This window comes from Fodinicurvata sediminis DSM 21159 (assembly GCF_000420625.1).
GTDB lineage: Bacteria > Pseudomonadota > Alphaproteobacteria > Kiloniellales > DSM-21159 > Fodinicurvata > Fodinicurvata sediminis.
Genome location: NZ_ATVH01000015.1, coordinates 410959 through 437387, shown reverse-complemented (window position 1 = coordinate 437387; position 26429 = coordinate 410959). Strand labels below are relative to the sequence as shown.

The window sequence follows — 26429 nt, the reverse complement described above, 5'->3', positions numbered from 1 at the left end:
CAGCAGAAAATGCATCAACAATCTCAGCGGGCAGTTGGATTACACTGCCTACCTGGAATTTTCCAGGCATTCCGTCGCCACCAGATAGCGATCCCTGCCTGTCAGAGGCTCTCCATTCCAATAGGCTGCCCCATCCTTGTCGACTCGAATCTCACCCAAGCGGATGGCAGAAGAAGAAAAGGCACTGTCGGGAAAGGGCGTTATTTCCAATGGGAAGGTGAACTGCTCCGGCAGGTCGAATCGGCCGCCTCCGCCTAGATCGGCCGGTGCCACGGCATTCCCTTCCACATCGACGCCCGGTTCGTAATCCGGGTTTTGCCCGCTGTCCGGTTGATAGGGCTGTAACAGGCGGCAGTCTGCATGGGAGATCGTGACTTTCCTGCTTTCCGCTGCCACAGAGAGGGGAAGCGCCAGGGAAGCCGCGATGAGAAATAAGCTGTAGCCTTTTACCATGCTGAGAGGATAGCTTAGGCGCGTTTTCCGGCAAGGGGAAAGACGCTGGAGAGAAGGGGGAAGACACTTTCCCGGCGTCTTAGACTTAAGGACCCTGCTGCCGTGGCAGCCACGTGCGGCAGGTCTGCAGAAAGGGGGCAAGATGCTGCAATCCTATTTCAAGCTGGCCGAACACGGCACGACCGTTCGTACAGAGGTACTGGCCGGCTTCACCACCTTCCTGACCATGGCCTACATCACCTTCGTCAATCCGGCTATCCTGTCGGAAACGGGGATGGATTTCGGCGCCGTCTTCGTCGCCACCTGCGTGGCGGCTGCCATCGGCACACTGATCATGGGACTCTATGCCAACTATCCCATCGCCCTGGCGCCGGGCATGGGACTGAACGCCTATTTCACCTATGGCGTCGTCCTCGGCATGGGTTACGAGTGGCAGGTCGCCCTGGGCGCTGTCTTCCTGTCAGGCGTCCTCTTCCTGATCCTGTCCCTGCTGCCCGTGCGTGAATGGATCATCAATGCCATACCGCGCAGTCTGAAGATGGCGATCTCGGCCGGCATCGGCCTATTCCTGGCCATCATCGCCATGCAGAACGCCGGAATCGTCGTGGCCAGCGAGGCCACCCTGATCACACTGGGAGACCTGACAGCTTGGCCGGCCATTCTGGCCCTGTTCGGCTTCTTCGTCATGGTCGCACTGGACGTCCACCGCATTCCAGGCTCCGTCATTATCGGCATCCTGCTGGTCACTGCAATCGGTGTCGGCCTTGGCATTTCAGAGTTCGAAGGCTTCCTCGACCTGCCGCCCAACCCGGCACCGACATTTATGCAACTGGATATCGCCGGCGCCCTGCAGATCGGTCTGGTGACCATCGTCTTCACCTTCCTTCTGGTCGACCTCTTCGATACCGCCGGCACTCTGGTAGGCGTGGCGCATCGCGGCGGCCTGCTGGATGAAAACGGTCGTCTGCCGCGCCTGCGTCAGGCCCTGCTGTCGGACTCCTCGGCCTCGGTGGCAGGCTCCCTGCTCGGAACCTCGACCACCACCTGCTACATCGAGAGCGCCGCAGGTATCCAGCAAGGCGGGCGCACCGGGCTGACGGCCGTCGTGGTGGCACTCTTGTTCCTGCTGTGCCTCTTCATCTCGCCGCTGGCTTATACCATCCCGTCCTACGCGACGGCACCGGCCCTGCTCTATGTGGCCTGCATCATGGCCCGCGGCCTTGCCGAACTGGACTGGACGGATGTCACGGAATCGACGCCAGCGGTCATCACGGCCATCGCCATGCCGTTCACCTATTCCATCGCCGACGGCATCGGTATCGGCTTCATTTCCTATGCAGTCATCAAGCTGCTCTCCGGACGTCCGGCGCAGTGCCCGGTCGCGGTTTACCTGATCGCCATCCTCTTCGCGATCAAGTTTGCCTTCCTCTAAGGAGGACCAGCACAAGAAGAACGGCCCGTTTGCTGCGCGCGGCCGTTCTTTCTTATTCGCGTTATACCGCAGCGCAGCATAAAATTGTGATGACTCCGCGATTTCTTTCCATTATTTTCACGATCGTTCACGCAAGGGTGCGTGGATACCAAGTCTGCGGAGGAACGCCGCCCGATTTTCCCCGAGAAGAAAACGGGCAAGAGAACAAGATTAAGAGGCTGAAAGCCCGTATCCCTACAGGCAGGTCGCGAAAGCGAACCTGCCTTTGTTTTTCTCACACGCTTCGACCATGAGCGCGCAGTTCGAGGCCTGTTCCACGGTCTATCTGCGGCAGGTTTGAGGCTATCCGAACAGCGGCGCAAGGATCCGCCCAGTCCAAGCATCCCGTATCCGGAAAGTGACAGAGTTCAGGCGCCCTACCAGCCGTTGGTTCTCGGCCACTGACCGGTCACGGCTCCGTCTGCCTGGTGCACCGCATAGCCCGGATAGGCCGCCGCAGTCATGCAGGCGTGGTTTGGCCAGATCCTCAGCTTCGTGCCGATTGGAAAGCGCGTGAAATCCAGATTCCCGGCAGCCTGACACAGAAGTCCGTGCTCCTGGTGCACAGACTTGACGTACAGGCCCTCGAGCAGTTCCCCCTCCAGATCGGACACCCAGCCATAGCCGACATCCTTCAGAAAGTGCTGTGCACTGACATCCTTGGACAGCGCCAGCCCGCCGGCATCGACCAACAGGGTTCCGGTATGGTGGTTATGCCCGATCACACTGCACAGGACGGATAAGGCCAGGTCCTCCCACTGGCAGCTGCCGATGCCCAGCTGGTCAAGATCATTGAAGACATAGACCCCCGGACGCATCTCCGTCAGCCCGTCCAGCCTCTCGGCGGCAACAGCCGTGGGGGTGGAGCCTGCGCTGACAATGTCACAGGGCAGGCCGGAATCACGTAGCCTTTCCGCTGCATGCACAATCGCCGCACGTTCCTGCTCCGCCACTGCCCGCAATCGGGCGATCCCCTGGACCTGATAGGAATGACCGGCATGGGTCATCACCCCCTTCAGCTCAAGTTCGGGGGCAGCATGGATCGCCCGGGCCAGGTCCAGAAGCTCAGGCCCATCCGGCAGCAAACCGGCACGCTTACCGCCGCTGTCAATTTCGATCAGCAGCGGAAAGTGCGCTCCAAGGCGCCGTGCCTGTTCAGCCAGGCCGGTAACCGCGTCGATACTGTCGGTTACCATCAGCACCCTTGTGCCCTTGGCTTGCAGTGCGCTCACCTCCTCTGCACGAGCGGGAATCATGCCGACGGCATATAGAATGTCGTGGATGCCGGCCTGCGAGAAATACCTTGCTTCGTCCAGTGTCGAGACCGTGATTGCACCGCTATGGCCTGCTGTTGCTAGGCGCGCCACATCGCTCGACTTGGCGGTTTTCATGTGGGGTCGCAGGGTAAGGTCCGCCTGCTTCATGCGCTGGGACATACGCTCGCAATTGCGGCGCAGGACAGCCTCATTCAACAACAGGTTTGGAGTCTTGAGATCTTCGAGATGCATGAGTCTTCCAGCCGATGGCGTATCGCCTCAAGAATAGATATCAGGCGCCAAGTCGCGGAAGGAAATCACATCGGCTTCGATCACGAAATAGATGATCAACCAGATGACCGCGCTGATAAGCGTCGTTGCAATCGCCTTGCGACCCAGCATGGGATTTTCCGGTGCACCGGCTTCATGGCCGGGTTCCGGGTTCTCACTGCGTTTTACACCCCAGGGCAACACGGTGAAGAGCACCAGCCACCAGACCACGATATAGACCATCAAACCGGTAAACCAGTTCATCGCCCGTTTTCCACGCCTTGGACAGGGTCGCGATCGCAAAGGGCCCGCATAACAGTCATGGATATCAGACCTGCTCCAGCTCGATCAGGGTTCCGAAGAAATCCTTGGGATGAAGGAACAGAACCGGCTTGCCATGCGCACCGGTCTTCGGTTCGCCATCCCCCAGCACACGCGCGCCCTGCGAAACCAGCCGGTCGCGGGCGGCAAGGATATCATCCACCTCGTAGCAGATATGATGGATTCCACCCGCAGGTGATTTCTGCAGAAAATTGGCAATGGGCGACTCCTCGCCCAAGGGATGCAGCAGTTCGATCTTGGTGTTGGGCAACTCGACGAAAACCACCGTCACCCCATGATCGGGTTGGTCCAGCGGTTGCGAGACCTGAGCCCCCAGGGTGTCGCGATAGCTGGCTGCAGCGGCGTCCAGGTCCGGCACCGCAATGGCCACATGGTTCAATCGCCCGATCATCCCGTTCGTCCTTCCTTGTCGTCCCTTGCCGTACCGTCAGGAAAACGCATTCCACCGGATCAGTCCAGGCGGATCACCTGAACCTCGACGATCGGCTTCTTGCCGAGAATCCGTGACAAAGCCCGGCGCGCGGCCACGCGCGCGGCTTCCCCAACGGCATCGTCGTCACCACGATCCTGGCGACTGAGACGATGCAACGCATCCTCCACGGCATCCAGGACATCGTCTTCGATCTGCGGCTCCTTATCCATATCGAACAGGCCGCTGGCCGAAAGAACAGGATCGGCAGCCAGATCGCCCGTATCGTCCACCACAAGCGTCAGCACTGCGGAGCCGTTGAAGACCATCCGCTTGCGCATGCGCAGCACGGGACTTTCCAATTCCCGCAGCACAGAACCATCCAGAACCAGGCGGCCGCTATGGACATGGTCGATCACTTCCGCAGGTCCGGGGACCAGGCGCACCATGGCGCCATTCCGTGTATCGATGATTTCGGGCACCTGGCAGTCATGGGCCAGAGCGGCATGCGCCGCCAGATGGCGCGGCTCACCATGAACCGGGACCGCCACGCGGGGCCGCACCCACTGGTACATCTGTGAAAGTTCGTCGCGACAGGGATGGCCGGAGACGTGGATATCCCGCTTCACATCGGCCGTGATCAGGTTGATGCCCCTGTCCGAAAGCAGGTTGTAGAGCGCCAGAATGGACTTCTCATTGCCTGGAATGACTCGTGACGAGAAGACGACGCTGTCCCCTTCCTGCAATTCCACGTCCTGGTGATCCCCGTTGGCGATGCGCCAGAGCGCCGCGCGCGGTTCTCCCTGTGAGCCGGTACAGAGCAGCAGCACCTCCTCGCGCGGCAGGTAGTCGATATCCCGCACATCGATAAGGGCCGGCATGTTCTGCAGATATCCGGCTTCGCGGGCCGAGGCAATGATCCGGTGCATCGAGCGCCCGACCAGTGCCACACGGCGCCCATGGGTTTCGGCCACATGCATCACCGTTTCAAGGCGGGCCACGTTGCTGGCGAAGCAGGCGACAGCCACCCGCCCCTTCAAACCGGCAATCTCGCGCTCCAGCCCAGCGCGGACATCCAGTTCCGAACCAGAATCCCCCTCGACCATGGCATTCGTGGAATCGCAGATCATGGCCTGCACATTCTCGTCAGCCAGGGCGATCAGGCGTTGCTTGTCGTAGTTGTCTCCGACCAGTGGATCGGGATCCAGCTTCCAGTCGCCCGTGTGCAGAACGGTGCCGCAGGCAGAGCGCAGGATCACGGCATTGGGCTCGGGGATGGAGTGGGTCAGGGTGACGAGCTCCACGTCAAAGGGGCCGACCCGGAACTGCCCCGACAGCGGCACCTCGATGATCTCCGGCACGTCCGTCGCCTTGTCGTCGGCAAACTTCCGGCGCAACAGGGCCGCGGTGAAGGGCGTTGCATAGACAGGGCAGCGCAAGCGTGGCCAGAGATAGCTGACCGCGCCAATATGGTCCTCGTGCGCATGGGTCAGCACCAGGCCCGCCAGGCTGCTGGCACGCTCGACAATGAAATCCGGATCGGGCATGACCACTTCGATACCCGGCAGGTCATGCTCTCCAAAGGCCACGCCCAGGTCGATCATCAGCCACTGTCCGGCATGCCCATAGAGATTCATGTTCATGCCGATCTCGCCCGTGCCACCCAGAGGCAGGAACAGCAGTTCGTCGTCACCCGGCGTGTGGATGCCCGGGGAAGTCTTGCGTTTCTTGGTCACGCGCGCGCCTTCCTGTAAGTGTGATAGAGCATTCTCAAACCGATGACCGTCAGGTCGTGATTAACGTGATGGATCGCATCGGTGGTCTCGTGGAACAGAGGGGCCAGGCCGCCGGTTCCAATGACCGTATGCGCCTGGTCCTTTTCCTGCTGAATACGCGAGACGAGCCCTTCGATCAGGCCGATGTATCCCCAGAACACGCCGGACTGCATGGCGGAAACAGTGTCGTCCCCGATCACCGCCTCGGGCTTCTCCACCGCAATGCGCGGCAGTCGAGCCGCGGCATTGTAGAGGGCATCCATGGAAAGATTGATTCCTGGTGCAATGATCCCGCCGCTGTAGCCACCATCGGGATCGATCATGTCAAAGGTCGTCGCCGTTCCGAAGTCCACCACAATCAGCGCACCACCATAGATTTCATGAGCTGAAACGGCGTTGGCCAGACGGTCCGCACCCACTTGTTCCGGACGCGAAATCCTTATGGGAATATTGTAGTCTGCAACCGCTTCTTCCACGGAAATGGCGCTGCAATCAAAATAGTTGGAGACCAGGCGATTCAACTCACGGCTGGCGGCCGGCACCACGTTGGAAATGATGCAGCCTTCCACATCAGCGGGCTTGATCCCCTTCAACGCCATCAACTGCGTCAGCCACACCGCATACTCGTCAGCCGTGCGGCGTGCATTCGACGAACAGCGCCACTGGGCCACCAGGCGTTCCCTCTCGAACAGGGCGAAAACGGCATTGGTGTTTCCCGAATCTATGGTCAGTAGCATGGCTTATCCTGCAGGAAAGACGTCTCCACTGGAAATACGCCGCCGAGTTCCATCATCAAGCATCAGAAGAAGATAGCCATTCGAGTCGATATCCTCGAACACGCCCGATAGCGTCTCCGACGGCAGGCGCACCTCGATGCGTTCGCCCTTGCGTTCGGCATGCTGCAGCCAACGACTTCGCACCGCAGCAAAGCCATTGTCAAGCCAACGGCTGGTCCAGGTCAGCATGTGGCGCCCGAAGGCCTCCAACATCTCGATCTCATCCACCTGTCCCGCGCCCTCGTTGTGCAGGCAGGTTGCGCGATAGGGCGTATCGAGCGGCGCACTGGCCAGATTGATCCCACAGCCCAGGATCAGGTGGTCGATCCCTCCATCGGCACGAGAGCGGGTTTCCAGCAGGATACCGGCAACCTTGCCGTTGTTGAGCAGGACGTCGTTCGGCCACTTGTAGGTTACGTTGACCGGCGGAGAGACCGCGCCAATGGCATCACCGATCGCCAAGGCTGTCACGAAGCCCAGTTGGACAGCCTCGGAAGGCTCGCATTCAGGACGCAGGACCAACGAGAGATAGAGGTTTCCAGAGGGGCTGTTCCAGTCCCGGCCCTGTCGGCCACGGCCTTTCAACTGCTCTTCTGCCCAAACCAGGGTTCCATCTTCGGCGCCTGCTTCGGCCAGTCGCCTGGCCTCGTCCATGGTGGAGTCGACCGCTGAAAGCTGGACCAGCCTGTAGGCTGGTGGCAGGCGAACCGGACGTTCCGCGTCCCTGTCCGTCATGGTCCGGCCGGGAAGAAGGCCTCGGCCGCGGCGGCGGCGCTTTCGAGAATGGGCGAAGGCATCACGAAGAACAGCAGGACAATCACGCTTGTCGCTGTCAACACAACGGCCATTTCGCGTCCGATGGGCTGATCGAAGGCCTCTGAAGGCTCGTCAAAGTACATGACCTTGATGATGCGCAGGTAATAGAATGCGGAGATCACGCTGGTCAGGACGCCGATCACGGCCAGGATATAAAGGCCCGATTCCACGGCCGCCAGGAAAACGTAAAGTTTTCCGAAGAAACCGGCCAGCGGCGGGATGCCGGCCATGGAAAACATGAAGATGGCAAGCGCCAAGGCGATCAGCGGATTGGTGCGGCTGAGCCCCTTCAGGTCGTCGATGCGCTCGACCATGCGATCATTCACCCGCATGCAGAGGATCACGGCGAAGGTTCCCACGTTCATGAAGAGGTAGATCGCCATGTAGACGGCCACCGCACGAATGCCCTCCGGGGTGCCGGCTGCCAGGCCGACCAGGGCGTAGCCCATGTTACCGATGGAGCTATAGGCCATCAGGCGCTTGATGTTCTTCTGGCTGATGGCCGCCAGGGCACCGACAATCATCGAAGCCACGGCAATGAAGACGATGATCTGCTGCCACTGATCCACCAGATCCCCAAAGGGCCCCATCAGCACGCGCACGAACAGCGCCAGTCCCGCGATCTTGGGTGCAACGGCAAAGAAGGCCGTAATGGCGGTGGGAGCGCCCTCGTAAACGTCGGGTGTCCACATGTGGAACGGCACGGCGGAAATCTTGAAGGCCAGGCCGGCGGCCAGGAAAACCAGCCCGACCGTCAGGCCCAGGGATACCTCACCGCCATTCGCGAAGAGCTCGGCCAGGGCCGTGAAATTCGTCGTGCCCGTGAAGCCATAGATCATCGACAGGCCATAGAGCAGCATGCCGGACGACAGCGAGCCCAGGACGAAATACTTCAGGCCGGCTTCCGAGGAACGCAGGGTATCGCGGCGAATTGCGGCCACGACATAGAGCGCCAGGCTCTGCAGCTCCACGCCCATGTAAAGGGCGATCAGGTCGTTGGCCGAAATCATCATCAGCATGCCGACCGTGGAGAACAGCAGCAGGACCGGCAGTTCGAAGCGCGCCATCTGTTCGCGTTCGATGTAGCGCTGTGCCATCACCATGGTCAATGCGGCGCCGATGAGCACCAGCATCTTCATGAAATCGCCGAAGCCGTCGTTGGCGAAGAGGTCATTGAAGGCGGAGGTATTGCGCGTCGGCCCCATCAGCAGAAGGCCAAGCGTCACGATGATGGCCGTGACCGAGAGGGTCATGACCAGCCGCGTAGAGCCCTCGCCACGGAAGACGCCCAGCATCAGCAGGGCAATGGCGCTGCAGGCCAGGAAGATTTCCGGCAGAGCGGTAAGAATGTCGTGTCCGATATTCACGTTCCGTGCCCCCTAGCGCGAAATCAGGTTCCAGGCAAAGGAAGAGGATCCTCCCTCGCCAAGCGCCAGCTGATAGTTATCGATAAGGTTCTCCACCGAGGCGGACATCACATCCAGGACCGGCATGGGGTAGACACCGAACAGGATGGCCAGGATCAGCAGCGGTGCGAAAACCGCCTTCTCCCGCCAACTGATGTCCAGCAGGCCCTTCAGGTCGTCCTTGGTCAACTGGCCGAAGATGACGCGGCGGTAGAGCACCAGCATGTAGGTCGCTCCAAGCACCATGCCGGTTGCAACGAGCAGACCCAGCCAACTGGAAAGCTGGAATGCCCCCATGATGACCAGGAACTCGCCCACGAAACCACTGGTGCCCGGCAAGCCGACGGAGGCCAGCATGAAGATCATGAAGACCAGGGCATAGCGCGGCATGTTGCTGGCCAGCCCGCCATAGCGCGCAATCTCACGCGTGTGCAGGCGGTCATAGACCACGCCGACACAGAGGAACAGGGCGGCCGAGACGATGCCGTGACTCAGCATCTGGTAGATGGCGCCCTCCATCCCCTGCTGGTTCAGGGTGAAGATGCCCGCGGTAACGTAGCCCATGTGCGCGACCGAAGAATAAGCGATCAGCTTCTTCATGTCCGTCTGCGCCAGCGCCACCAGCGAGGTGTAGATAATGGCAATCACCGACAGCGCGAAGATCAACGGCGCAAAGAATTCCGTCGCCTGGGGCAGCATGGGCACCGAAAAGCGCAGGAAACCGTAAGCGCCCATCTTCAACAGCACACCGGCCAGGATGACCGACCCTGCGGTCGGCGCTTCCACGTGGGCATCCGGCAGCCAGGTGTGGACCGGCCACATCGGTACCTTCACGGCGAAGGAGGCCAGGAAGGCAAGCCACAGCCATGTCTGCAGCGCGGGATCGAAACCGTACTCCATCAGGCTTGGAATGTCCGTTGTGCCCGAGGTGAAATACATGGTCAGGATGGCCAGCAGCATCAGGACGGAGCCGGCCAGGGTATAGAGGAAGAACTTGAAGGCCGCATAGACGCGCCGGGCGCCGCCCCACACCCCGATGATCAGGAACATCGGGATCAGCACGCCCTCGAAGAAGATATAGAAAGCGATGAAATCCAGCGCGCAGAACATCCCCACCATCAGAGTTTCCAGCACGAGGAAGGCGATCATGTATTCCTTCACACGCGTCTGGATGGAATCCCAGCTAGCCAGCACGCAAAGCGGCGTCAGCAGGGTCGCCAGCAGCACGAAGGGCATGGAGATACCGTCCAGGCCCATGTGATAGGTGAGCCCGAGCGAGGGAATCCACTCGGCCTTTTCCACGAACTGGAATTCGGCCGTGCCGCGTTCAAAACCGAACCAGATGAACAGCGACAACACGAAGGTGATCAACGAGGTCCAGAGCGCGACATAGCGGGCATTGCGCGCAACGACGGCATCATCTCCGCGTGCCGCGAAAATGAAGGCTGCACCCACCAGCGGCAGGAAGGTAACCAGGGACAGGAGAGGCCAGGAACTCATCATAGGTCGTTCACCGCAATGCCACGAAGATGTACCAGGAAATCAGCAGAACGACGCCGATCAGCATGGCAAAGGCGTAATGATAGAGATAGCCGCTCTGCAATCGGCTGACTCGCCGGGAAAGGTTTTGCGTGACCGCGGTCAGACCATCCGGCCCCAGGCCGTCGATCACCGCACCGTCTCCACCCTTCCAGAGCCCGCGTGCCAGCCAGAAGGCCGGACGCACGAAGACCGCGTCGTACAGTTCGTCGAAATACCACTTGTTGAGCGAAAAGCGATAGAAGGGCTCGGCTTGGCGAACGAATTCCCCCGGCAGCTCGGGCCGGCGGATGTACATGTACCAGGCCAGCCAGAGTCCCAGCAGGGTCATGATCATGGGCGAAGCCTTCACCCAGAAGGGCACATGATGTGCGTCTTCGATGATGTCGCTCAGGACCAGCAGGGATTCGCCCCAGAAAGCCTCGCGCCCGTCGCCGACGAAGGGACCATAGAAGACGGCCCCCGCCAGCACAGCACCGGCGGCCAGGACATAGAGTGGCCAGATCATGACGCGTGGTGACTCGTGCGCATGCTCGAAGGTGTGGTGATCCGCCCGTGTTTCACCATGGAAGGTCAGGAACAGCAGGCGGAAGGAATAGACCGAGGTCAGGAAGGCTGCGGAAATGCCCATGATGAAGGCAAAGCCACCGGCACTGCTCTGTACGGCATAGGCCGCCTCGATCACGATATCCTTGGAGTAGAAGCCGGCAAAGCCGGTCACGCCCGGAATGCCGAAACCGACCAGGGCCAGGGTCCCGATCCACATCAGGGTGTAGGTGATCGGGATCTTCTTGTAGAGGCCACCCATCTTGCGCATGTCCTGCTCGTGGTGCATGGCATGGATCACCGAGCCTGCGCCCAGGAACAGCAGCGCCTTGAAGAAGGCGTGGGTCATCAGGTGGAACATGGCCGCGCTGTAGGCCGACACGCCGATGGCAAAGAACATGTAGCCCAGCTGCGAGCAGGTGGAATAGGCAATCACCCGCTTGATGTCCGTCTGGGTCAGGCCGATCGTCGCCGCGAAGAGCGCCGTGGCACCGCCCACATAGGCCACCACGTCCAGGGCAATGGGGGCATACTCGAACATGGGCGACAGGCGGCAGAGCATGAAGACACCTGCTGTCACCATGGTCGCGGCATGAATCAGGGCGGACACCGGCGTCGGGCCTTCCATGGCATCCGGCAGCCAGGTGTGGAGACCCAGCTGGGCCGATTTCCCCATGGCGCCCACGAACAGCAGCAAGCAGATGGCTGTCAGGGCGTTGGCCTCCATGCCGAAGATGCTGATGGTGGTCTCCGCCATGCCCTCGACCTGCGGGAAGACCGCGTCGAACTGCACCGCGCCGAACAACAGGAAGGCACCGGCAATGCCCAGGGCAAAACCCACGTCACCCACGCGGTTGACCAGGAAGGCCTTGATGGCTGCAGCATTGGCGCTGGGCTTCTCGTACCAGAAACCGATCAGCAAGTAGGAGGCGACGCCGACACCTTCCCAGCCGAAGAACATCTGCACGAAGTTGTCCGCGCTGACCAGCATCAGCATGAAGAAGCTGAACAGCGACAGATAGGCCATGAAGCGCGGAATCGACTTGTCTTCCGACATGTAGCCGACGGAATAGATGTGCACGACGCTGGAGACGACCGTGACCACGCAGAACATGATGGCCGTCAGCGTATCGACGCGCAGTGCCCAGGACAGTTCGAAGGCCCCGGAATCGATCCAGGTGAACAGCTCGGTGGTATAGGCGTTCCCGCCAAGCGCAACTTCGAAGAACACGACGATGGACAGCAGGGCCGCCACCACCATGGGAATGCAGGTGACGAGCTGTGCCCCGCGATCCCCCAGGGAACGCCCGAGGAAACCAGCAAGAATCGCACCGATCAGCGGCAGAAATACAATGGCGACATCCATGGCGCCCGCCTATCCCTTCATCATGTTGATGTCTTCGACCGCGATGGAACCGCGGTTGCGGAAATAGACGACCAGGATCGCCAGGCCAATCGCCGCCTCGGCAGCCGCGACTGTCAGGATGAACAGGGCGAAGACCTGCCCGACCAGATCGTTCAGGAAGGTGGAGAAAGCCACCAGGTTGATGTTGACCGCCAACAGGATCAACTCGATCGACATCAGGATGACGATCACGTTCTTGCGGTTCAGGAATATCCCGAAGATTCCCAGCGTAAAGACAATCGCCGCGAGGGTCAGGTAATGTCCAAGTCCGATTTCCAGCATCACACACCACCCCCGCTCGGCATATCCTTGACCTCGATGCTGTCCTCGCTCCGGCGCGCGATCTGGTCCGAGATCGACTGTTTGCGCACACCCTCGCGCGTGCGCAGGGTCAGGACGATGGCCCCGATCATCGCGACCAGCAGGATCAGCCCTGCTGCCTGGAACAGATAGACATAGCGATCATAGAGCACTTCACCCAAGGCCTGGGTATTGGTGACATCGCCCCCGGGTGCAAAGGGTATCTGCGCCACGCTCTGGGCCTCGGGCACGGCCACCCAGGCGCCCGCGACCATGGCCAGCTCGATCAGGAGGATAAGTCCGATTAGTACGCCGACCGGTAGGTATTGCAAGAAACCATGCTTGATCTGGGTCACATCCACGTCGAGCATCATGACCACGAAGAGGAACAGCACGGCAACAGCGCCGACATAGACCACGACCAGGATCATGGCCAGGAACTCGGCCCCCATAAGCACGAAAAGCCCGGCCGAATTGAAGAAGGCCAGGATCAGGAACAGAACGGAATGAACCGGGTTCCGCGCGGCAATCACCATCACGGCCGATGCCACCACAACGGCGGCAAATAGATAGAAGGCCAGCGCCTGGACTACCATTGGGCTCCCCCTTCCTGCTTGCGACCTGTGCTCGGCACGTCTGCTTCCCCCTTAATCAAACCTCGCACGCCGGTGCGCGAAAACCTCCGCAACCAGCGTGATCACTGCCCTTAGCGATAGGGCGCGTCCAATGCAATGTTCTGGGCTATCTCGTATTCCCAGCGATCGCCGTTCTCCAGAAGCTTCTCCTTGTTGTAGAAGAGCTCCTCGCGCGTTTCGGCGGCGAATTCGAAGTTCGGCCCCTCGACGATGGCATCCACGGGACAGGCCTCCTGGCAATAGCCACAGTAGATGCACTTCGTCATGTCGATGTCATAGCGTGTGGTTCGGCGGCTGCCGTCTTCGCGCGGCTCCGCCTCGATGGTGATCGCAAGCGCCGGACAGATTGCCTCACAGAGTTTGCAGGCAATACAGCGCTCTTCCCCGTTGGGATAGCGCCTGAGCGCGTGCTCGCCACGGAACCGCGGACTCAAGGGCCCTTTCTCATAGGGATAGTTCAGCGTCACCTTGGGTTTGAACATGTAGCGCAGGGTCATCCAGAGCCCCGACAGAAGTTCTGTCAGAAGCAGGCTGCGGGCTGTGCGATCGACGAATGCCATCTTCGTCAACTACCTTTCTTGCTCAAGATGGTTACACCCCCCTTGCAAGCGGTGCCCAAAGGTCCCCGGTGAATGGGTGGCGACACCATAGCCGCCAGATCGGCGGACACAAGGCCCCTTTCCTCATCGCGGAAGCTCATTGCACACCTCATTTCGGCACCCAGCCGAAGGTCACCAGCACGCCGGCGGTCAGGACCAGCCAGACGAGCGTGAAGGGCAGGAAGACCTTCCAGCCGAGCCGCATCAGCTGGTCATAGCGATAACGCGGGAAGGTCGCGCGCACCCAAAGGAAGCAGAAGAGCACCAGCGCCACCTTCAGAGCGAACCAGATCGGTCCCGGAATCCAGGTCAGCGGCGCAATGTCCAGCGGCGGCAGCCAGCCACCCAGGAACAGGATGGTGGTCATCGCGCTCATCAGGATCATGTTGGCATATTCGCCCAGGAAGAAGAGGGCGAAGCTCATGGCCGAGTACTCGACGAAATAGCCGGCCACCAGTTCCGACTCGCCTTCCGGCAGGTCGAAGGGAGCCCGGTTCGTTTCCGCCAGGGTCGAGATGAAGAAGATCACGAACATGGGCAGCAGCGGAATGGCAAACCACACCGTCTCCTGCGCCAGAACGATGTCGGTCAGGTTCAGCGAACCGACGCAGAGCAACACCGTGATGATGACGAATCCCATGGAGACTTCGTAACTGACCATCTGGGCGGCCGAGCGCAGGGCGCCGAGGAAGGGATACTTCGAGTTCGAGGCCCAGCCCGCCATGATGACGCCATACACACCCAGCGAGGAAATGGCGAAAAGGAACAGGATTCCGACATTGATGTCGGCGATCGCCCAGCCCTCGGTCACGGGTATGACCGCCCAAGCCACCATCGCCAGGCTGAAGGTGAGCACCGGCGCCAGCAGGAAGACCACCCGGTTGGCCCCGGAAGGCAGGATGGTTTCCTTGAAGAACAGCTTGGCCCCGTCCGCCAGGGGCTGCAGCAGGCCGAAGGGGCCGACGACATTCGGCCCCTGACGCAGCTGGATGGCACCGATCACCTTGCGTTCCGCATAGGTCAGATAGGCAACAGCCACCAGCAAGGGAACCACGATCGCCAGGATCTGCGCGAGGATGATCGCCACGGGCAGCGCGTAACCTGTCAAGAACTCTTCCACGTCTGTCTTCCCCTGTCGCCTTTCGTCGTCCCGTCGACTCGCCCCGTCAGCCCGTTGCTGCCGCATCCTGCTTTGGCAGGATGAAGGCCTCGGTGCATTCGGCCATGGTCTTTGAGGCCCGGCTGATGGGATCGGTCATGTAGAAATTCGCAATCGGCAGCGTGAAGGGCGCACTGTCCGGTTTCCCACGCCCGCCGAAGCCCGACCACTTCTCGGGCGAGACCTGGTCCACTGCCGCGAAGACGGGATTGGTCTCGATCAGGCGCTGGCGCACTTCGCCCAGATTGTCATATGGCAAGGTCTCACCAACACTCTCGGAAAGGGCCCTGAGAATCGTCCAGTCCTCGCGCGCGTCCCCCGGCGGGAAAACCGCCAGGCGCGCCAGCTGGACACGCCCCTCGGTGTTGACATAGGTCGCATTCTTCTCGGTATAGGCCGCCCCCGGCAGGATCACGTCCGCGCGATGCGCACCGGCATCGCCATGGTGGCCCTGATAGACCACGAAGGCCTTGCCCAGACGCTTAGTATCGATCTCGTCAGCGCCGTGCAGCCAGACCAGATCGATATCGCCGTCCTCGCAGCCCGTGAGGATACCCTCAAGGTCACGGCCACCTTCCTGGGGCAGGAAGCCCAGATCCAGTCCACCTACGCGTGAGGCAGCACGCTGCAGGATGCTGAAGCCATTCCAGCCCTCGGGCGCATCCTTGCCGACGGCCCCGACGGATTCGGCAAAGCGACGGATTGTGCCCAACAGCGCCTCGCCATCCGGGCGCGCAAAGACGGCAGACCCCATGATGATCAGGGGCCGTTCGGCCTTCTGCAGTACCTTGGCAAAATCGTTCTTACCCTCGGCCAGCTCGGCCAGGCTGTCCGGACCAGCCCCCAGGTATTGGGTTTCGAAGGTCAGGTCGATGGGCTCACCGATGACGCCAACGGGCATGCCTGTCTGCAGGAAACGCTTGCGCAGGCGCGCATTGATCATGGCGGCTTCCCAGCGCGGATTGCTGCCGATGATAAGAACGGCGTCGGCTTCTTCGATCCCGGCAATCGTCGTGTTGAAAATATAGCTGGCGCGCGGCCCAGCACCTATGCGGCTGCCGTCCTGGCGGCAATCCAGGTTCGGAACGCCCAGTCCCGTCATGAAGTCCTTCAGCGCCAGCATGGATTCGGCGTCACAGAGATCGCCGGTAATGGCGGCCATGCGCTCCGGCTTGGTCGCCTTCATCCGTGTCTGGATAGCCGAGAAGGCCTCATCCCAGCGGGCCGGCTTCAGCTTGCCATCCTCGCCGCGCACATAGGGACGATCCAGGCGCTGGCGCGACAGGCCATCACAGGCATGGCGCGTCTTGTCGTTGATCCATTCCTCGTTGATGTCCTCGTGCAGACGCGGCAGCACGCGCATCACACGGCCGCTGCGCGAATCCACGCGGATATTCGAACCGACGGCGTCCATCACGTCCACCGACATGGTCTTCTTGAGCTCCCAAGGCCGGGCGGCGAACTGATAGGGTGCCGAAGTCAACGCCCCCACGGGACAGATATCCACCAGATTGCCCGAAAGTTCGGAATCGATGGCCTGTTCCAGGGTCGTGATCTCGGCATCCTCGCCACGATTGACCATGCCCATTTCCTCGACACCCGCCACCTCGGTGGCAAAGCGCACGCAGCGTGTGCACTGGATGCAGCGCGTCATGATCGTCTTGATCAGCGGGCCCATGTACTTCTCGGACACTGCACGCTTGTTTTCCTCGTAGCGGCTGCGGTCATAGCCATAGGCCATGGCCTGGTCCTGCAGGTCACATTCCCCGCCTTGGTCACAGATCGGGCAATCCAGCGGATGGTTGATCAGCAGGAATTCCATCACGCCGTTGCGTGCCTTGTGGACCTTCTCCGTATCGGTATGGATGACCATTCCGTCACCGGCCGGCATGGCGCAGGAGGCAATCGGCTTGGGCGCCTTTTCCATCTCCACCAGGCACATGCGGCAGTTGCCCGCGATACTCAGGCGATCATGGTAGCAGAAGCGCGGAATCTCGACGCCCGCAAATTCGCAGGCCTGCAGGACAGTCACGCCTGCGGGCACTTCGATTTCGCGACCGTTGATGGTCAGCTTCGGCATATCGACCCTTCTCCCAACCTGCTTTGCAACCCAGCGCTACTCTGCAGCAACCGCGCTGTTGCTCGTGTACTCATTGATCCGGCGCTCGATCTCCGGACGGAAATGACGGATCAGGCCCTGGATCGGCCAGGCGGCCGCATCGCCAAGAGCGCAGATCGTGTGGCCTTCCACCTGATAGGTCACGTCCAGCAGACTGTCGATCTCATCGACCGTGGCCTGGCCCTTCGCCATGCGCTGCATGACCCGGTACATCCAACCCGTCCCCTCGCGGCAGGGCGTGCACTGGCCACAGGATTCATGCATGTAGAAATGCGAGAAGCGGCCGATGGCCCGCACGATGTCCACGGACTTGTCCATGACGATGACAGCTGCAGTCCCCAGTCCGGATTTGGCCTCACGCAGGGAATCGAAGTCCATCAACACGCTGTCGCAAGTCGGCTTCGGGATACAGGGCACGGAAGACCCGCCAGGCACGACGGCCTGCAGATTGTCCCAGCCGCCCGTCACGCCGCCGGCATGCTTCTCGATCAACTCCTTGAGCGGGATGCCGAGTTCTTCCTCGACATTGCAAGGCTTGTTCACATTGCCCGAGATGGAAAAGATCTTGGTACCAGTGTTCTTGGGCCGCCCCAGATTGGTCCACCACTCGGTCCCGCGCCGCAGGATCGTCGGCACCACCGCAATCGTCTCGACATTGTTCACGGTGGACGGACATCCATAGAGGCCCACGGCCGCCGGGAAGGGCGGCTTCAGGCGCGGCTGGCCCTTCTTGCCCTCGAGCGATTCCAGCAGCGCGGTCTCCTCGCCGCAGATATAGGCCCCAGCGCCACGCGTCATGTGGATATCGAAATCCCAATCGGAGCCGCAGGCATTCTTGCCCAGCAGGCCGGCCTCGCGCGCTTCAGCGATCGCTGCCTCCAGGCGCTGAAGGGGCTCCCAGTATTCGCCACGGATGTAGATGTGAGCCGTGTTGGCCCCCATCGCGAAGCCCGCGACCACGCAACCTTCCAGCAGCATGTGCGGATCGTTGCGCATGATCTCCCGGTCCTTGCAGGAGCCAGGCTCGGATTCGTCGGCATTGACCACCAGGTAGTGCGGACGGCCATCGTTCTCCTTGGGCATGAAGGACCACTTCATGCCGGCCGGAAAACCGGCCCCGCCGCGCCCACGCAACTCGGATTCCTTGATCAGCTCCAGCAGCTTCTCGCGGCCCAGCGCAATCAAGTCCTTGGTATTGTCCCAGGTGCCGCGCTTGCGCGCGCCCTCCAGGCTCCAGTCCTGGTGTCCGTAAAGATTGAGAAAGACGCGGTCCTTGTCCTGGAGCATCAGGCATCCCCCCGGCTATCGGCCTGGATTTCGGTCAATGTGGTCGCCCCGCCTTCCGGCTCGGAACTCAAACGGCCAGTCTGGGAACCGGGCTTCGGCGTCTTTCCGGCGCGCAGTTCCTCAACGATCTCGGCTGCACGTTCTGGGGTCAGATCCTCGAAATAATCCCCTTCGTTGAGCTGGAACATGGGCGCGTTGCAGCAGGCGCCGAGGCATTCCACCTCGCTCACAGTGAACAGGCCGTCCTCGCTGGTCTCGCCCAACTTGGATATGCCGGCCGCCTGCATGCAGGACTTCACAATGTCATCGGAGCCCCGGACCCAGCAGCTCGTGGTGCGGCAGACCTGGATGTGATGCTTTCCACGTGGCTCGGTATAGAACATGGTATAGAAGCTGACGACCTCGTGAACCCGGATGGGAGCCATGTTCAGGAAGCCGGCTACGTACTCGATGGCCGGCACACTCAGCCAGCCACCGTTTTGTTCCTGCGCCAGATAGAGCAACCAGATGACCGCGCTGGCCTGACGGCCTTCCGGATAGCGGGTCATATAGCTTTTTGCCAGCTCCAGGTTCTCCGGCGTGAACTGGAAGTCCGTTTCCGGTACCTGATAGGTGGTAACCTTCATCGATCGACCTCTCCGAAAACGATATCCATGGAACCGAGGATGGCCACGGAATCCGCCAGCATGTGCCCCTTGCACATGTAGTCCATGGCGGACAGGTGCACAAAACCCGGCGCGCGCAGCTTGCAGCGATAGGGCTTGTTGGTGCCGTCCGAAACCAGATAGACGGCAAACTCGCCTTTCGGCGCCTCGACCGCGGCATAGGTCTCGCCAGGCGGCACGTGGTAGCCCTCGGTATAGAGCTTGAAGTGGTGAATCAACGCCTCCATCGAGCGTTTCATCTCGCCCCTACGCGGCGGCGTGATCTTTTGATTCTCCACCATCACCGGGCCTTCCGGCAGCTTGTCCAGGCACTGCTGGATGATCCTCACCGACTGGCGCATCTCTTCCATGCGCACGAGATAGCGGTCGAAGCAGTCGCCGTTCTTGCCAACTGGAACCTGGAAATCCAGCTCGTCATAGACTTCATAGGGCTGGGCGCGACGCAGGTCCCAGGGCACACCGGAGCCGCGCAGCATTGGCCCCGAGAATCCCCAATCCATGGCCTCCTCGGCAGAAACCACACCGATATCGACGGTGCGCTGGCGATAGATGCGGTTGTTGTTCAGCAGGCCTTCGTAATCGTCGATCAGCTTCGGAAAGTCCTCGCAGAACTCGCGGATATCGTCCACCAGCCCGGCCGGCAGGTCCTGGTGCACACCGCCCGGGCGGAAATAGGCCGCATGCAGACGCGCGCCACACACCCGTTCATAGAACTCCATGATCTTCTCGCGCTCTTCGAACCCCCAGAGCATCGGCGTCATGGCGCCCACGTCCAGCGCGAACGTGGAGATATTGAGCAGGTGGTTTGCAATGCGGGTCAGTTCGCTGAAGATCACCCGGATATACTGAGCTCTCAACGGCACTTCGATGCCCAGCAGCCTCTCCACGCCCAGCGCAAAGGCATGCTCCTGGTTCATCGGACTGACGTAGTCCAGGCGGTCGAAATAGGGAATCGCCTGAAGATAAGTCTTGTACTCGATCAGCTTCTCGGTGCCGCGATGCAGCAGGCCGATATGCGGATCGGCACGCTCGATCACCTCGCCGTCCATTTCCAGCACAAGACGCAGGACGCCGTGTGCCGCCGGATGCTGCGGCCCGAAGTTCAGGGTCAGCGGTTTGATGTGTGCTTCGGCCATCAGGCTTTGCTCTCCTGCGTCGCGTCCTCGTCCTCCGCCTTCTCGTCACCGGGCAGATGCAACATGCCTTCCCAGGGCGAAATGAAGTCGAAGTTGCGGAATTCCTGCACCAGATTCACCGGCTCGTAGACCACACGCTTCTGGTCCTCGTCGTAACGGACCTCGACATAGCCTGTCAGCGGAAAATCCTTGCGCAGGGGATGCCCTTCGAAACCGTAGTCGGTCATGATCCGCCTCAGGTCGGGGTGATCCGAGAAGAAGACGCCGAACAGGTCCCAGACCTCGCGCTCGAACCAGATGGCGGAACTGAAGATCTCGACGACGGACGGCACCGGTGTATCCTCCGCGGCCGGCACCTTCACGCGAATGCGCAGGTTGTGCTTCAGTGACAAAAGGTTATAGACCACCTCGAAGCGTTCGGGCCGGTCGGGATAGTCGACCGCCGTGACATCCACCAACTGTTTGAACTGGGCGTTGGGATCGTCACGCAGGGCCGTCATGACCTTCGGCAGGCTTTCGCGATACGCCCAGACGATCAACTCGTCGCGTATCGTTTCCGTCCTGAAGATATCGTCGGGCAGTGACGACGTCAGGTGTTCGCCGAGCTCTGTTAGCGTTGGGTTCATCTCTCTACCGATCCGGACCGAATTAGCAGTTAGCGCTCGATAACGGCCTGCCGCTTGATCTTCTTCTGCAGCTGCAGAACACCGTACAGCAAGGCCTCAGCAGTGGGCGGGCAACCGGGGACATAGATATCCACCGGCACGACACGGTCACAGCCGCGCACCACGGCATAGGAATAGTGATAATAGCCGCCACCATTGGCGCAGGACCCCATGGAGATAACCCAGCGCGGCTCGGCCATCTGGTCATAGACCTTGCGCAAGGCCGGGGCCATCTTGTTGGTCAGCGTTCCCGCCACGATCATAACGTCGGACTGACGCGGGCTGGGGCGGAAAACGGTGCCGTAGCGGTCCAGGTCATAACGACTGGCGGCCGTGTGCATCATTTCGACGGCACAGCAGGCCAGTCCGAAGGTCATCGGCCAGAGGGATCCGGATTGAGCCCAGCCGGCCAGCTTGTCCAGCTGGGCGACCACGAACCCCTTGTGCTGGATTTCATCGCCGACTTCCTTGAGCACAGCCTCCTGATCCGCACCGGGACCAAGCGGGGCCTGCCTGTATGTGCTCTCGCTCACTCCCATTCCAGGGCTCCCTTCTTCCACTCATATATGAACCCAATGGTCAGCAGTCCAAGGAAGACCATCATCGACCAGAAGCCGAATACGCCAATCTCCCCCAGCGACACCGCCCAGGGGAAGAGGAAGGCCACCTCGAGGTCGAAGATGATGAAAAGAATGGCGACCAGATAGAAGCGCACGTCGAACTTGCTGCGCGCATCGTCAAAGGCCTCGAAACCGCACTCATAGGCCGAGACCTTCTCGGTATCGGGGCGCTGGCGGGCCACGAGGTAGGAGGCAACGACCATCACGACGGCCAGGCCCAGGGCCAGGCCGATGAAGATCAGGATCGGCAAGTATTCCGCCAAAAGCTCGTTCATCGCTCGATCGCTCTCTGACCGCTGCGGCCGCACCCGGAACCTGCCCCGGCAATGGACTGTTCCCGAAAGCGCCCCGCAGCCTTTCCTAACACAGCTGTTCTTGTCTTCCAGACCGTTTCGCATAACGGCCCGGGCGTTTTCGCGGCGGACTATAGGCCGATAGACCTTGTGGGAAAAGCAAGAAACGACCCCCACGGCCTATCCTCTGCCCCGATCCGCTCATAATCAGGACACAGGCGGCCCACACCAAGGGGCTATCACAGCCCGGCGGGAGATAAAAACAGTCAAGTCGGGCAAATTCGGAAGAGAATGGCGGGAGTGACGGGACTTGAACCCGCGGCCTCCGGCGTGACAGGCCGGCGCTCTAACCAACTGAGCTACACCCCCAGGAATTTTCACGGGATCGGCCGAGCCAGTGTCTCCGTGACGGGAGCGATCACTTACTCCACCCATCTGGGGGGTGTCAAGCAGCCCTGCGCTTCTTCTTGCGTTTTTCTTTCAACTCCTTGCCCGGCTTGGCCCAGCGGCGTTTCAGACAGAGCCATTCACCCGGCTCCTCGCGGATCCAGCGCTCGAAAATCCCGTTCACCTCGCGCGTCATTTCCAGCGCGCGATTGTCGGTTCCCATGTCCTCGGGCGGCGGGGAAACAGGCGGATGAATGACCACGCGATAGCGTGCAGTCGCAACGCGCATGACGCGCACCGGCACCAGGTCATTGCGCGTGCGCAGGGCCAGACGCGCCGGCGCCGTGGTGGTTTTTGCCGAACGATCGAAGAAGGGAACGTGTTCACCCTCGTCAACACGCTGGTCCACCAGGAGACCGATGGATTCGCCAGCGCCCAGACGGCGCAGCAGAATTCGAATGCCGCCATGCTTTTCCACCAGCTTCATGCCCTGGCGCTGACGCCAGTACTGGACCATGGCATCCACCAGGGGATTGCCCTGCGGCGTATAGACCACGGTCAATGGCCGCCCCATGGCCGGCATCAAGCCGCCCAGAATTTCCCAGTTGCCCATGTGGGCGGTGAAGAAGACAGCCGCTCGCTCCGTACGATCCAATTCCTCAAGATAAGCATGGTTTTCGATCTCGACGCGCGGATTCGGCGACGATCTGTCGCATATCTTGCCCAGGTGCGGAAATTCCGCCAGAACGGCCCAGAGATTTCCCCAGCTCTTGCGGATAAGACGCGTGATTTCGGCTTCACCGGCCTCGGGGAAGGCCACACGGTAATTGGCGCGCATATAACGACTGTCACCCAGGCGTGCGACCACTTTGCGGCCGAACCAGCGCCCCATGGCCGAGGCAGGTTCCACAGGCAGAAGACGCGCAACCGCCCAGAACAACAGCATGAAGACCGCCTCCAGACTCCAGACCGTATAGCAGACGGGGCGAGACTGCCGGATGGCCTTGCGCAAGCGGTACAATCTTTTGGAGAGGCGGCGACGTTTCCGGCGCAATGTTCGGGCATCCTGATGACGGGCAATAAAACATGCCCCGCAAAACCTGCCTCTTTCCACAACAGGCCGGCAACGAGGCGGGCAAGACATAATCCACGGCAGAAGGTTTGAAAACCGTCAAGCGCAGAACCAGTCTTGATCACAAATGGTTTCAAGCCTGCCTGACAAGCAAAGCTTCGCTTGCCGTTCGCTGCGCTTTTCAGTACTTTTCCACAGCGTAGAACAGCGTGAATCATCACAATTTCCAAGCATTGAGGTCTGGTGTGGCATTGAAGTTCGGTCCCTGGTCGGGACGGAAATATTTCCTGAACAAGATGACTCTGCGGGACCTGGTTGGTGCCTATTTCACGCATCACGCCATCATGGCCTATATGGTTCTGGCGATTGGCTGTCTGGTCTATCTTGCTCTGAACTCCGGAAACTACTGGGGGCCGGCACTGGCGGCCGCCCTGGTGCTGCCGATCTATCCCTTGGCCTGGTACCTGCTGCACCGCTTTGTCCTGCATGGTCGCTGGCTCTACCGCATGCCCCAGACGGCTGCGTTGTGGAAGCGCATCCACTTCGACCATCACCAGGACCCGAACGACCTGGGGGTCCTGTTCGGCGCGCTCTACACCACGCTGCCCACGATTCTCGTCGTCACCATCCCCTTGGGCTGGGCGATTGCCGGGCCCAGCGGCGCCGTCGCAGCCGTGGCGTCAGGCCTGTTGACCACCTGCTTCTACGAGTTCTGCCACTGCATCCAGCACCTGCCTTTCCAACCACGCTGGGACTGGCTGAAGCGCATGAAGAAACTGCACCTGGCTCATCACTTCCATAACGAGCAGGGCAATTACGGGATCACCAACTTCGCCTTCGACCGTCTGCTTGGTACCTATTACAGCCATCCGCGCAAGACGCCGCGCAGCGCCACGGTGTTCAATCTTGGCTATACCGGCGAGGAAGCGGAACGCTATCCCTGGGTTGCCGATCTCTCGGACGAGAACCAGCAGCCAGGGGCCATGCGCCCCGCGCGCAACCGCTGACCGTTTGCCTGACTTGAGCCCTCAGGTGCACACGCCTGCCCGGCCCGCAGAAGACATCGAGATCCGTCCGGTTCAAAATCGGCGTGACCTGGACAGCTTCATTGAGGTGCCTTGGCAGATATACAGCCGGGACACTAACTGGATTCCGCCGCTGAAGCTGGAGCGACGGCTCCACCTGTCGCAAGACAAGAACCCCTATTTCCAGCATGCCGAAGCGGAATTCTGGGTCGCCTGGCGCAAGGGCAAACCCATCGGACGGATCTCGGCGCAGATCGACCAGGCCTGGCTGGAACGCTACCAGGATGCCACCGGACATTTCGGCTTTCTCGAGGGCCAGGACGATCCCGCCCTTTTCGAAGCCCTGCTGCAAACAGCCGAGACCTGGCTGAAGGCGCGCGGCATGAAGCGAATTACCGGCCCCTACAGCCTGTCGGTCAACGACGAATGCGGCCTGCTGGTGGAAGGGTTTGACAGGCCGCCGGCGCTGATGATGGGACACAGCAGACCCTATTATGCCAGCCATGTGGCGCAGGCCGGCTACCACAAGGCGATGGACCTGCTGGCCTATGACATCGACGTTACTGCCCCCTTGCCACCGCGCGCCCGGATGCTGGTCGACAAGATAGCGAGCGACCCGAAGCTCCACATGCGAGCGTTGGACATGAAACACTACAGGCAGGACCTGCAGCTGATTGTGGACATCTTCAACGATGCCTGGTCGCAGAACTGGGGCTTTGTTCCCATGACTTCTGCAGAGATCGAGAACATGGCAAAGAGCCTGAAGCCCATCATAAAGCCGGAGTTCGTTTGCATCGCCGAATACGATGGCGAGCCGGCGGCCATGACGGTCACTCTGCCGGACGTCCATCACCTGGCTGCGGACCTGGACGGGAAATTGCTTCCTTTCGGCTGGGCCAAGCTGCTCTGGCGCCTGAAGTTTTCCCAGTGCGAGAGTGGCCGTATGCCCTTGATGGGTGTGCGCCGGAAGTACCAGAATTCCTCTCAAGGCGCTGCCCTGGCGCTCGGTGTGATCGACAGGGTTTACAGTTACCATCGTGCCAATGGAAAGAAGCGCGCCGAACTTTCCTGGGTTCTTGAAAATAACAGGCCCACGCGGCGCCTGATTGAAACCGTCGGAGGCCGGGCCGACAAGACCTACCGGCTCTACGAAAAGGAATTGGCGTGAGTGGAGAGACGCAGCGCTTCACGGCACTGGTCCTTGCCGGACAACGCCCCGGTTCAGACCCCCTGGCGCAGCATTGCGGTGTCGAGCTGAAATGCATGGCCCCGGTCGGCGGCATACCCATGCTGCAGCGTGTGGTCGAGGTCCTGGCACGCAGCCCCCGAATCCAGCAGATCTTCATCAGTCTGCCAGATCCCACTGCGGTGGAGACACTTCCCCTGCTGACCAATCTGCATGCGGAAGGGCGCCTTCATGCCTTGCGCAGTGCCCCCTCACCCAGCGCCAGTGTCTCTGACTTCTGTGCCCGGCAGTGGCACAGCGACAGTCCCCTGCTGGTGACGACAGCCGATCATGCCCTGCTGACCGATGAAATTCTCGAGAACTTCTGCGGACAGGCGCTTGGCAGCGAGGGGGACATTGTAGCCGGCCTGACTCCCTCTGCTGTTCTCAAGGCGGCCTACCCCGACAGCCGGCGTACCTATCTACGATTCCGGGATGAAGCCTACAGCGGTGCCAATCTCTTCGCACTTCTAACGCCACGCGCACAGAAAGCCGTGACCTTCTGGCAAACGGTCGAGCAGGATCGCAAGAAGCCCTGGCGTATCGCGCGGCGAGTGGGCATAAGAACCCTGATTGCCTATCTGGCAAAGCGTCTCAGTCTTCAGGACGCACTGCAGACCTTGTCCCGGATCGCGGGCGCAGAGGCACGGGCCGCGATCCTGCCGATTGCTGAAGCCGCCATAGATGTCGACAAGCCTGAAGACTTGGACCTGGTGGAGTCGATCCTGGCAGAACGCGCCAACGAACAGGGCACCGCACGCAACTGAAAAGGACAGGC

At 60.8% G+C, this 26429-nt stretch carries 26 protein-coding genes and 1 tRNA gene; 4 read left to right on the top strand and 23 right to left on the bottom strand.

Annotation, left to right across the window (positions count from 1 at the left end; translation table 11 throughout):
* Positions 1-48: 48 nt before the first annotated feature.
* Positions 49-453, bottom strand: coding sequence for a hypothetical protein (locus tag G502_RS0112460; RefSeq protein ID WP_022729007.1), 405 nt, complete (start codon positions 451-453; stop codon positions 49-51).
* Positions 454-595: 142 nt separating this feature from the next.
* Here G502_RS0112460 and G502_RS0112455 point away from each other — a divergent pair, with 142 nt between their 5' ends.
* Positions 596-1885 carry an NCS2 family permease gene (locus G502_RS0112455; protein ID WP_022729006.1) on the top strand — a complete coding sequence of 430 codons (1290 nt, stop codon included), beginning with the start codon at positions 596-598 and terminating at the stop codon, positions 1883-1885.
* 416 nt (positions 1886-2301) lie between these two features.
* Here G502_RS0112455 and G502_RS0112450 read toward each other — a convergent pair whose 3' ends face one another.
* The 22 genes from G502_RS0112450 to G502_RS20045 form a co-directional block, all read right to left on the bottom strand.
* A complete protein-coding gene (locus G502_RS0112450; RefSeq protein ID WP_022729005.1) occupies positions 2302-3432 on the bottom strand; it encodes an alanine racemase in 1131 nt (376 codons plus the stop codon).
* Between the two features lie 27 nt (positions 3433-3459).
* On the bottom strand, positions 3460-3714 hold the full coding sequence (locus G502_RS0112445) for a DUF1467 family protein (protein ID WP_022729004.1): 255 nt from the start codon (positions 3712-3714) through the stop codon (positions 3460-3462).
* Between the two features lie 64 nt (positions 3715-3778).
* Positions 3779-4183, bottom strand: a complete 405-nt coding sequence (gene mce, locus G502_RS0112440) for a methylmalonyl-CoA epimerase (protein ID WP_022729003.1) — start codon at positions 4181-4183, stop codon at positions 3779-3781.
* Positions 4184-4242: 59 nt separating this feature from the next.
* Entirely contained in the window at positions 4243-5937 is a 1695-nt protein-coding gene (locus G502_RS0112435) for a ribonuclease J (protein ID WP_022729002.1), read from the bottom strand.
* Positions 5934-6713, bottom strand: a complete 780-nt coding sequence (locus tag G502_RS0112430) for a type III pantothenate kinase (protein ID WP_022729001.1) — start codon at positions 6711-6713, stop codon at positions 5934-5936. Before G502_RS0112430 ends, G502_RS0112435 begins: the two co-directional genes overlap by 4 nt.
* Positions 6714-6716: 3 nt before the next feature.
* Positions 6717-7487, bottom strand: a complete 771-nt coding sequence (locus G502_RS0112425) for a biotin--[acetyl-CoA-carboxylase] ligase (protein ID WP_022729000.1) — start codon at positions 7485-7487, stop codon at positions 6717-6719.
* The gene (gene nuoN, locus G502_RS0112420; RefSeq protein WP_022728999.1) at positions 7484-8935 is read right to left on the bottom strand and encodes an NADH-quinone oxidoreductase subunit NuoN; all 1452 of its coding nucleotides are present in this window, start codon (positions 8933-8935) and stop codon (positions 7484-7486) included. The genes G502_RS0112425 and nuoN overlap by 4 nt, the downstream gene beginning before the upstream one ends.
* Before the next feature lie 12 nt (positions 8936-8947).
* Entirely contained in the window at positions 8948-10474 is a 1527-nt protein-coding gene (locus tag G502_RS0112415) for an NADH-quinone oxidoreductase subunit M (RefSeq protein WP_026989426.1), read from the bottom strand.
* A 10-nt stretch (positions 10475-10484) separates the two neighbouring features.
* Positions 10485-12425 (bottom strand): NADH-quinone oxidoreductase subunit L, encoded by a 1941-nt coding sequence (nuoL, locus tag G502_RS0112410; RefSeq protein ID WP_022728997.1) that lies wholly within the window; start codon positions 12423-12425, stop codon positions 10485-10487.
* A gap of 9 nt (positions 12426-12434) precedes the next feature.
* Entirely contained in the window at positions 12435-12743 is a 309-nt protein-coding gene (gene nuoK / locus G502_RS0112405) for an NADH-quinone oxidoreductase subunit NuoK (RefSeq protein WP_026989425.1), read from the bottom strand.
* A gap of 2 nt (positions 12744-12745) precedes the next feature.
* A complete protein-coding gene (locus G502_RS0112400; RefSeq protein ID WP_022728995.1) occupies positions 12746-13360 on the bottom strand; it encodes an NADH-quinone oxidoreductase subunit J in 615 nt (204 codons plus the stop codon).
* A 110-nt stretch (positions 13361-13470) separates the two neighbouring features.
* Positions 13471-13959: an NADH-quinone oxidoreductase subunit NuoI gene (nuoI, locus tag G502_RS0112395; protein ID WP_022728994.1), complete on the bottom strand. Its 489-nt coding sequence runs from the start codon at positions 13957-13959 to the stop codon at positions 13471-13473.
* Positions 13960-14107: 148 nt separating this feature from the next.
* Positions 14108-15118, bottom strand: coding sequence for an NADH-quinone oxidoreductase subunit NuoH (gene nuoH / locus G502_RS0112390; RefSeq protein WP_022728993.1), 1011 nt, complete (start codon positions 15116-15118; stop codon positions 14108-14110).
* Between the two features lie 46 nt (positions 15119-15164).
* Entirely contained in the window at positions 15165-17237 is a 2073-nt protein-coding gene (nuoG, locus tag G502_RS0112385) for an NADH-quinone oxidoreductase subunit NuoG (protein ID WP_022728992.1), read from the bottom strand.
* A 36-nt stretch (positions 17238-17273) separates the two neighbouring features.
* Positions 17274-18563, bottom strand: a complete 1290-nt coding sequence (gene nuoF, locus G502_RS0112380; RefSeq protein ID WP_022728991.1) for an NADH-quinone oxidoreductase subunit NuoF — start codon at positions 18561-18563, stop codon at positions 17274-17276.
* Entirely contained in the window at positions 18563-19189 is a 627-nt protein-coding gene (gene nuoE, locus G502_RS0112375) for an NADH-quinone oxidoreductase subunit NuoE (RefSeq protein WP_022728990.1), read from the bottom strand. Before nuoE ends, nuoF begins: the two co-directional genes overlap by 1 nt.
* The gene (locus G502_RS0112370; protein WP_022728989.1) at positions 19186-20364 is read right to left on the bottom strand and encodes an NADH-quinone oxidoreductase subunit D; all 1179 of its coding nucleotides are present in this window, start codon (positions 20362-20364) and stop codon (positions 19186-19188) included. Before G502_RS0112370 ends, nuoE begins: the two co-directional genes overlap by 4 nt.
* Positions 20364-20990 (bottom strand): NADH-quinone oxidoreductase subunit C, encoded by a 627-nt coding sequence (locus G502_RS0112365; RefSeq protein ID WP_022728988.1) that lies wholly within the window; start codon positions 20988-20990, stop codon positions 20364-20366. Before G502_RS0112365 ends, G502_RS0112370 begins: the two co-directional genes overlap by 1 nt.
* 29 nt (positions 20991-21019) lie before the next feature.
* Positions 21020-21568 carry a NuoB/complex I 20 kDa subunit family protein gene (locus G502_RS0112360; RefSeq protein ID WP_022728987.1) on the bottom strand — a complete coding sequence of 183 codons (549 nt, stop codon included), beginning with the start codon at positions 21566-21568 and terminating at the stop codon, positions 21020-21022.
* Entirely contained in the window at positions 21559-21924 is a 366-nt protein-coding gene (locus tag G502_RS0112355; RefSeq protein ID WP_022728986.1) for an NADH-quinone oxidoreductase subunit A, read from the bottom strand. Before G502_RS0112355 ends, G502_RS0112360 begins: the two co-directional genes overlap by 10 nt.
* A 310-nt stretch (positions 21925-22234) precedes the next feature.
* Positions 22235-22311, bottom strand: a tRNA-Asp gene (locus tag G502_RS0112350).
* A 76-nt stretch (positions 22312-22387) separates the two neighbouring features.
* Complete coding sequence (locus G502_RS20045) at positions 22388-23341, bottom strand: lysophospholipid acyltransferase family protein (RefSeq protein WP_022728985.1); 954 nt, start codon at positions 23339-23341, stop codon at positions 22388-22390.
* Between the two features lie 305 nt (positions 23342-23646).
* Here G502_RS20045 and G502_RS0112340 point away from each other — a divergent pair, with 305 nt between their 5' ends.
* Genes G502_RS0112340 through G502_RS0112330 form a run of 3 tightly spaced genes read left to right on the top strand, consistent with a single transcriptional unit; the run spans position 23647 to position 26418 of the window.
* Entirely contained in the window at positions 23647-24408 is a 762-nt protein-coding gene (locus tag G502_RS0112340) for a sterol desaturase family protein (RefSeq protein ID WP_026989424.1), read from the top strand.
* Between the two features lie 25 nt (positions 24409-24433).
* Complete coding sequence (locus G502_RS0112335; protein WP_022728983.1) at positions 24434-25594, top strand: hypothetical protein; 1161 nt, start codon at positions 24434-24436, stop codon at positions 25592-25594.
* On the top strand, positions 25591-26418 hold the full coding sequence (locus G502_RS0112330; RefSeq protein WP_022728982.1) for a nucleotidyltransferase family protein: 828 nt from the start codon (positions 25591-25593) through the stop codon (positions 26416-26418). The genes G502_RS0112335 and G502_RS0112330 overlap by 4 nt, the downstream gene beginning before the upstream one ends.
* The last annotated feature ends 11 nt before the right edge of the window (positions 26419-26429 follow it).

What these genes read in the sequence shown, in the direction of transcription:
- G502_RS0112400 (WP_022728995.1), bottom strand. Translation starts at nt 13,360, where the DNA reads ATGGTAGTCCAGGCGCTGGCCTTCTATCTATTTGCCGCCGTTGTGGTG.
- G502_RS0112365 (WP_022728988.1), bottom strand. Translation starts at nt 20,990, where the DNA reads ATGAACCCAACGCTAACAGAGCTCGGCGAACACCTGACGTCGTCACTG.
- nuoF (WP_022728991.1), bottom strand. Translation starts at nt 18,563, where the DNA reads ATGCTCCAGGACAAGGACCGCGTCTTTCTCAATCTTTACGGACACCAG.
- mce (WP_022729003.1), bottom strand. Translation starts at nt 4,183, where the DNA reads ATGATCGGGCGATTGAACCATGTGGCCATTGCGGTGCCGGACCTGGAC.
- nuoI (WP_022728994.1), bottom strand. Translation starts at nt 13,959, where the DNA reads ATGGCATTCGTCGATCGCACAGCCCGCAGCCTGCTTCTGACAGAACTT.
- nuoL (WP_022728997.1), bottom strand. Translation starts at nt 12,425, where the DNA reads ATGGATGTCGCCATTGTATTTCTGCCGCTGATCGGTGCGATTCTTGCT.
- G502_RS0112430 (WP_022729001.1), bottom strand. Translation starts at nt 6,713, where the DNA reads ATGCTACTGACCATAGATTCGGGAAACACCAATGCCGTTTTCGCCCTG.
- nuoG (WP_022728992.1), bottom strand. Translation starts at nt 17,237, where the DNA reads ATGCCGAAGCTGACCATCAACGGTCGCGAAATCGAAGTGCCCGCAGGC.
- G502_RS0112445 (WP_022729004.1), bottom strand. Translation starts at nt 3,714, where the DNA reads ATGAACTGGTTTACCGGTTTGATGGTCTATATCGTGGTCTGGTGGCTG.
- G502_RS0112415 (WP_026989426.1), bottom strand. Translation starts at nt 10,474, where the DNA reads ATGAGTTCCTGGCCTCTCCTGTCCCTGGTTACCTTCCTGCCGCTGGTG.
- G502_RS0112370 (WP_022728989.1), bottom strand. Translation starts at nt 20,364, where the DNA reads ATGGCCGAAGCACACATCAAACCGCTGACCCTGAACTTCGGGCCGCAG.
- G502_RS0112460 (WP_022729007.1), bottom strand. Translation starts at nt 453, where the DNA reads ATGGTAAAAGGCTACAGCTTATTTCTCATCGCGGCTTCCCTGGCGCTT.
- G502_RS0112355 (WP_022728986.1), bottom strand. Translation starts at nt 21,924, where the DNA reads ATGAACGAGCTTTTGGCGGAATACTTGCCGATCCTGATCTTCATCGGC.
- nuoE (WP_022728990.1), bottom strand. Translation starts at nt 19,189, where the DNA reads ATGAAGGTTACCACCTATCAGGTACCGGAAACGGACTTCCAGTTCACG.
- G502_RS0112360 (WP_022728987.1), bottom strand. Translation starts at nt 21,568, where the DNA reads ATGGGAGTGAGCGAGAGCACATACAGGCAGGCCCCGCTTGGTCCCGGT.
- G502_RS0112425 (WP_022729000.1), bottom strand. Translation starts at nt 7,487, where the DNA reads ATGACGGACAGGGACGCGGAACGTCCGGTTCGCCTGCCACCAGCCTAC.
- G502_RS0112450 (WP_022729005.1), bottom strand. Translation starts at nt 3,432, where the DNA reads ATGCATCTCGAAGATCTCAAGACTCCAAACCTGTTGTTGAATGAGGCT.
- G502_RS0112455 (WP_022729006.1), top strand. Translation starts at nt 596, where the DNA reads ATGCTGCAATCCTATTTCAAGCTGGCCGAACACGGCACGACCGTTCGT.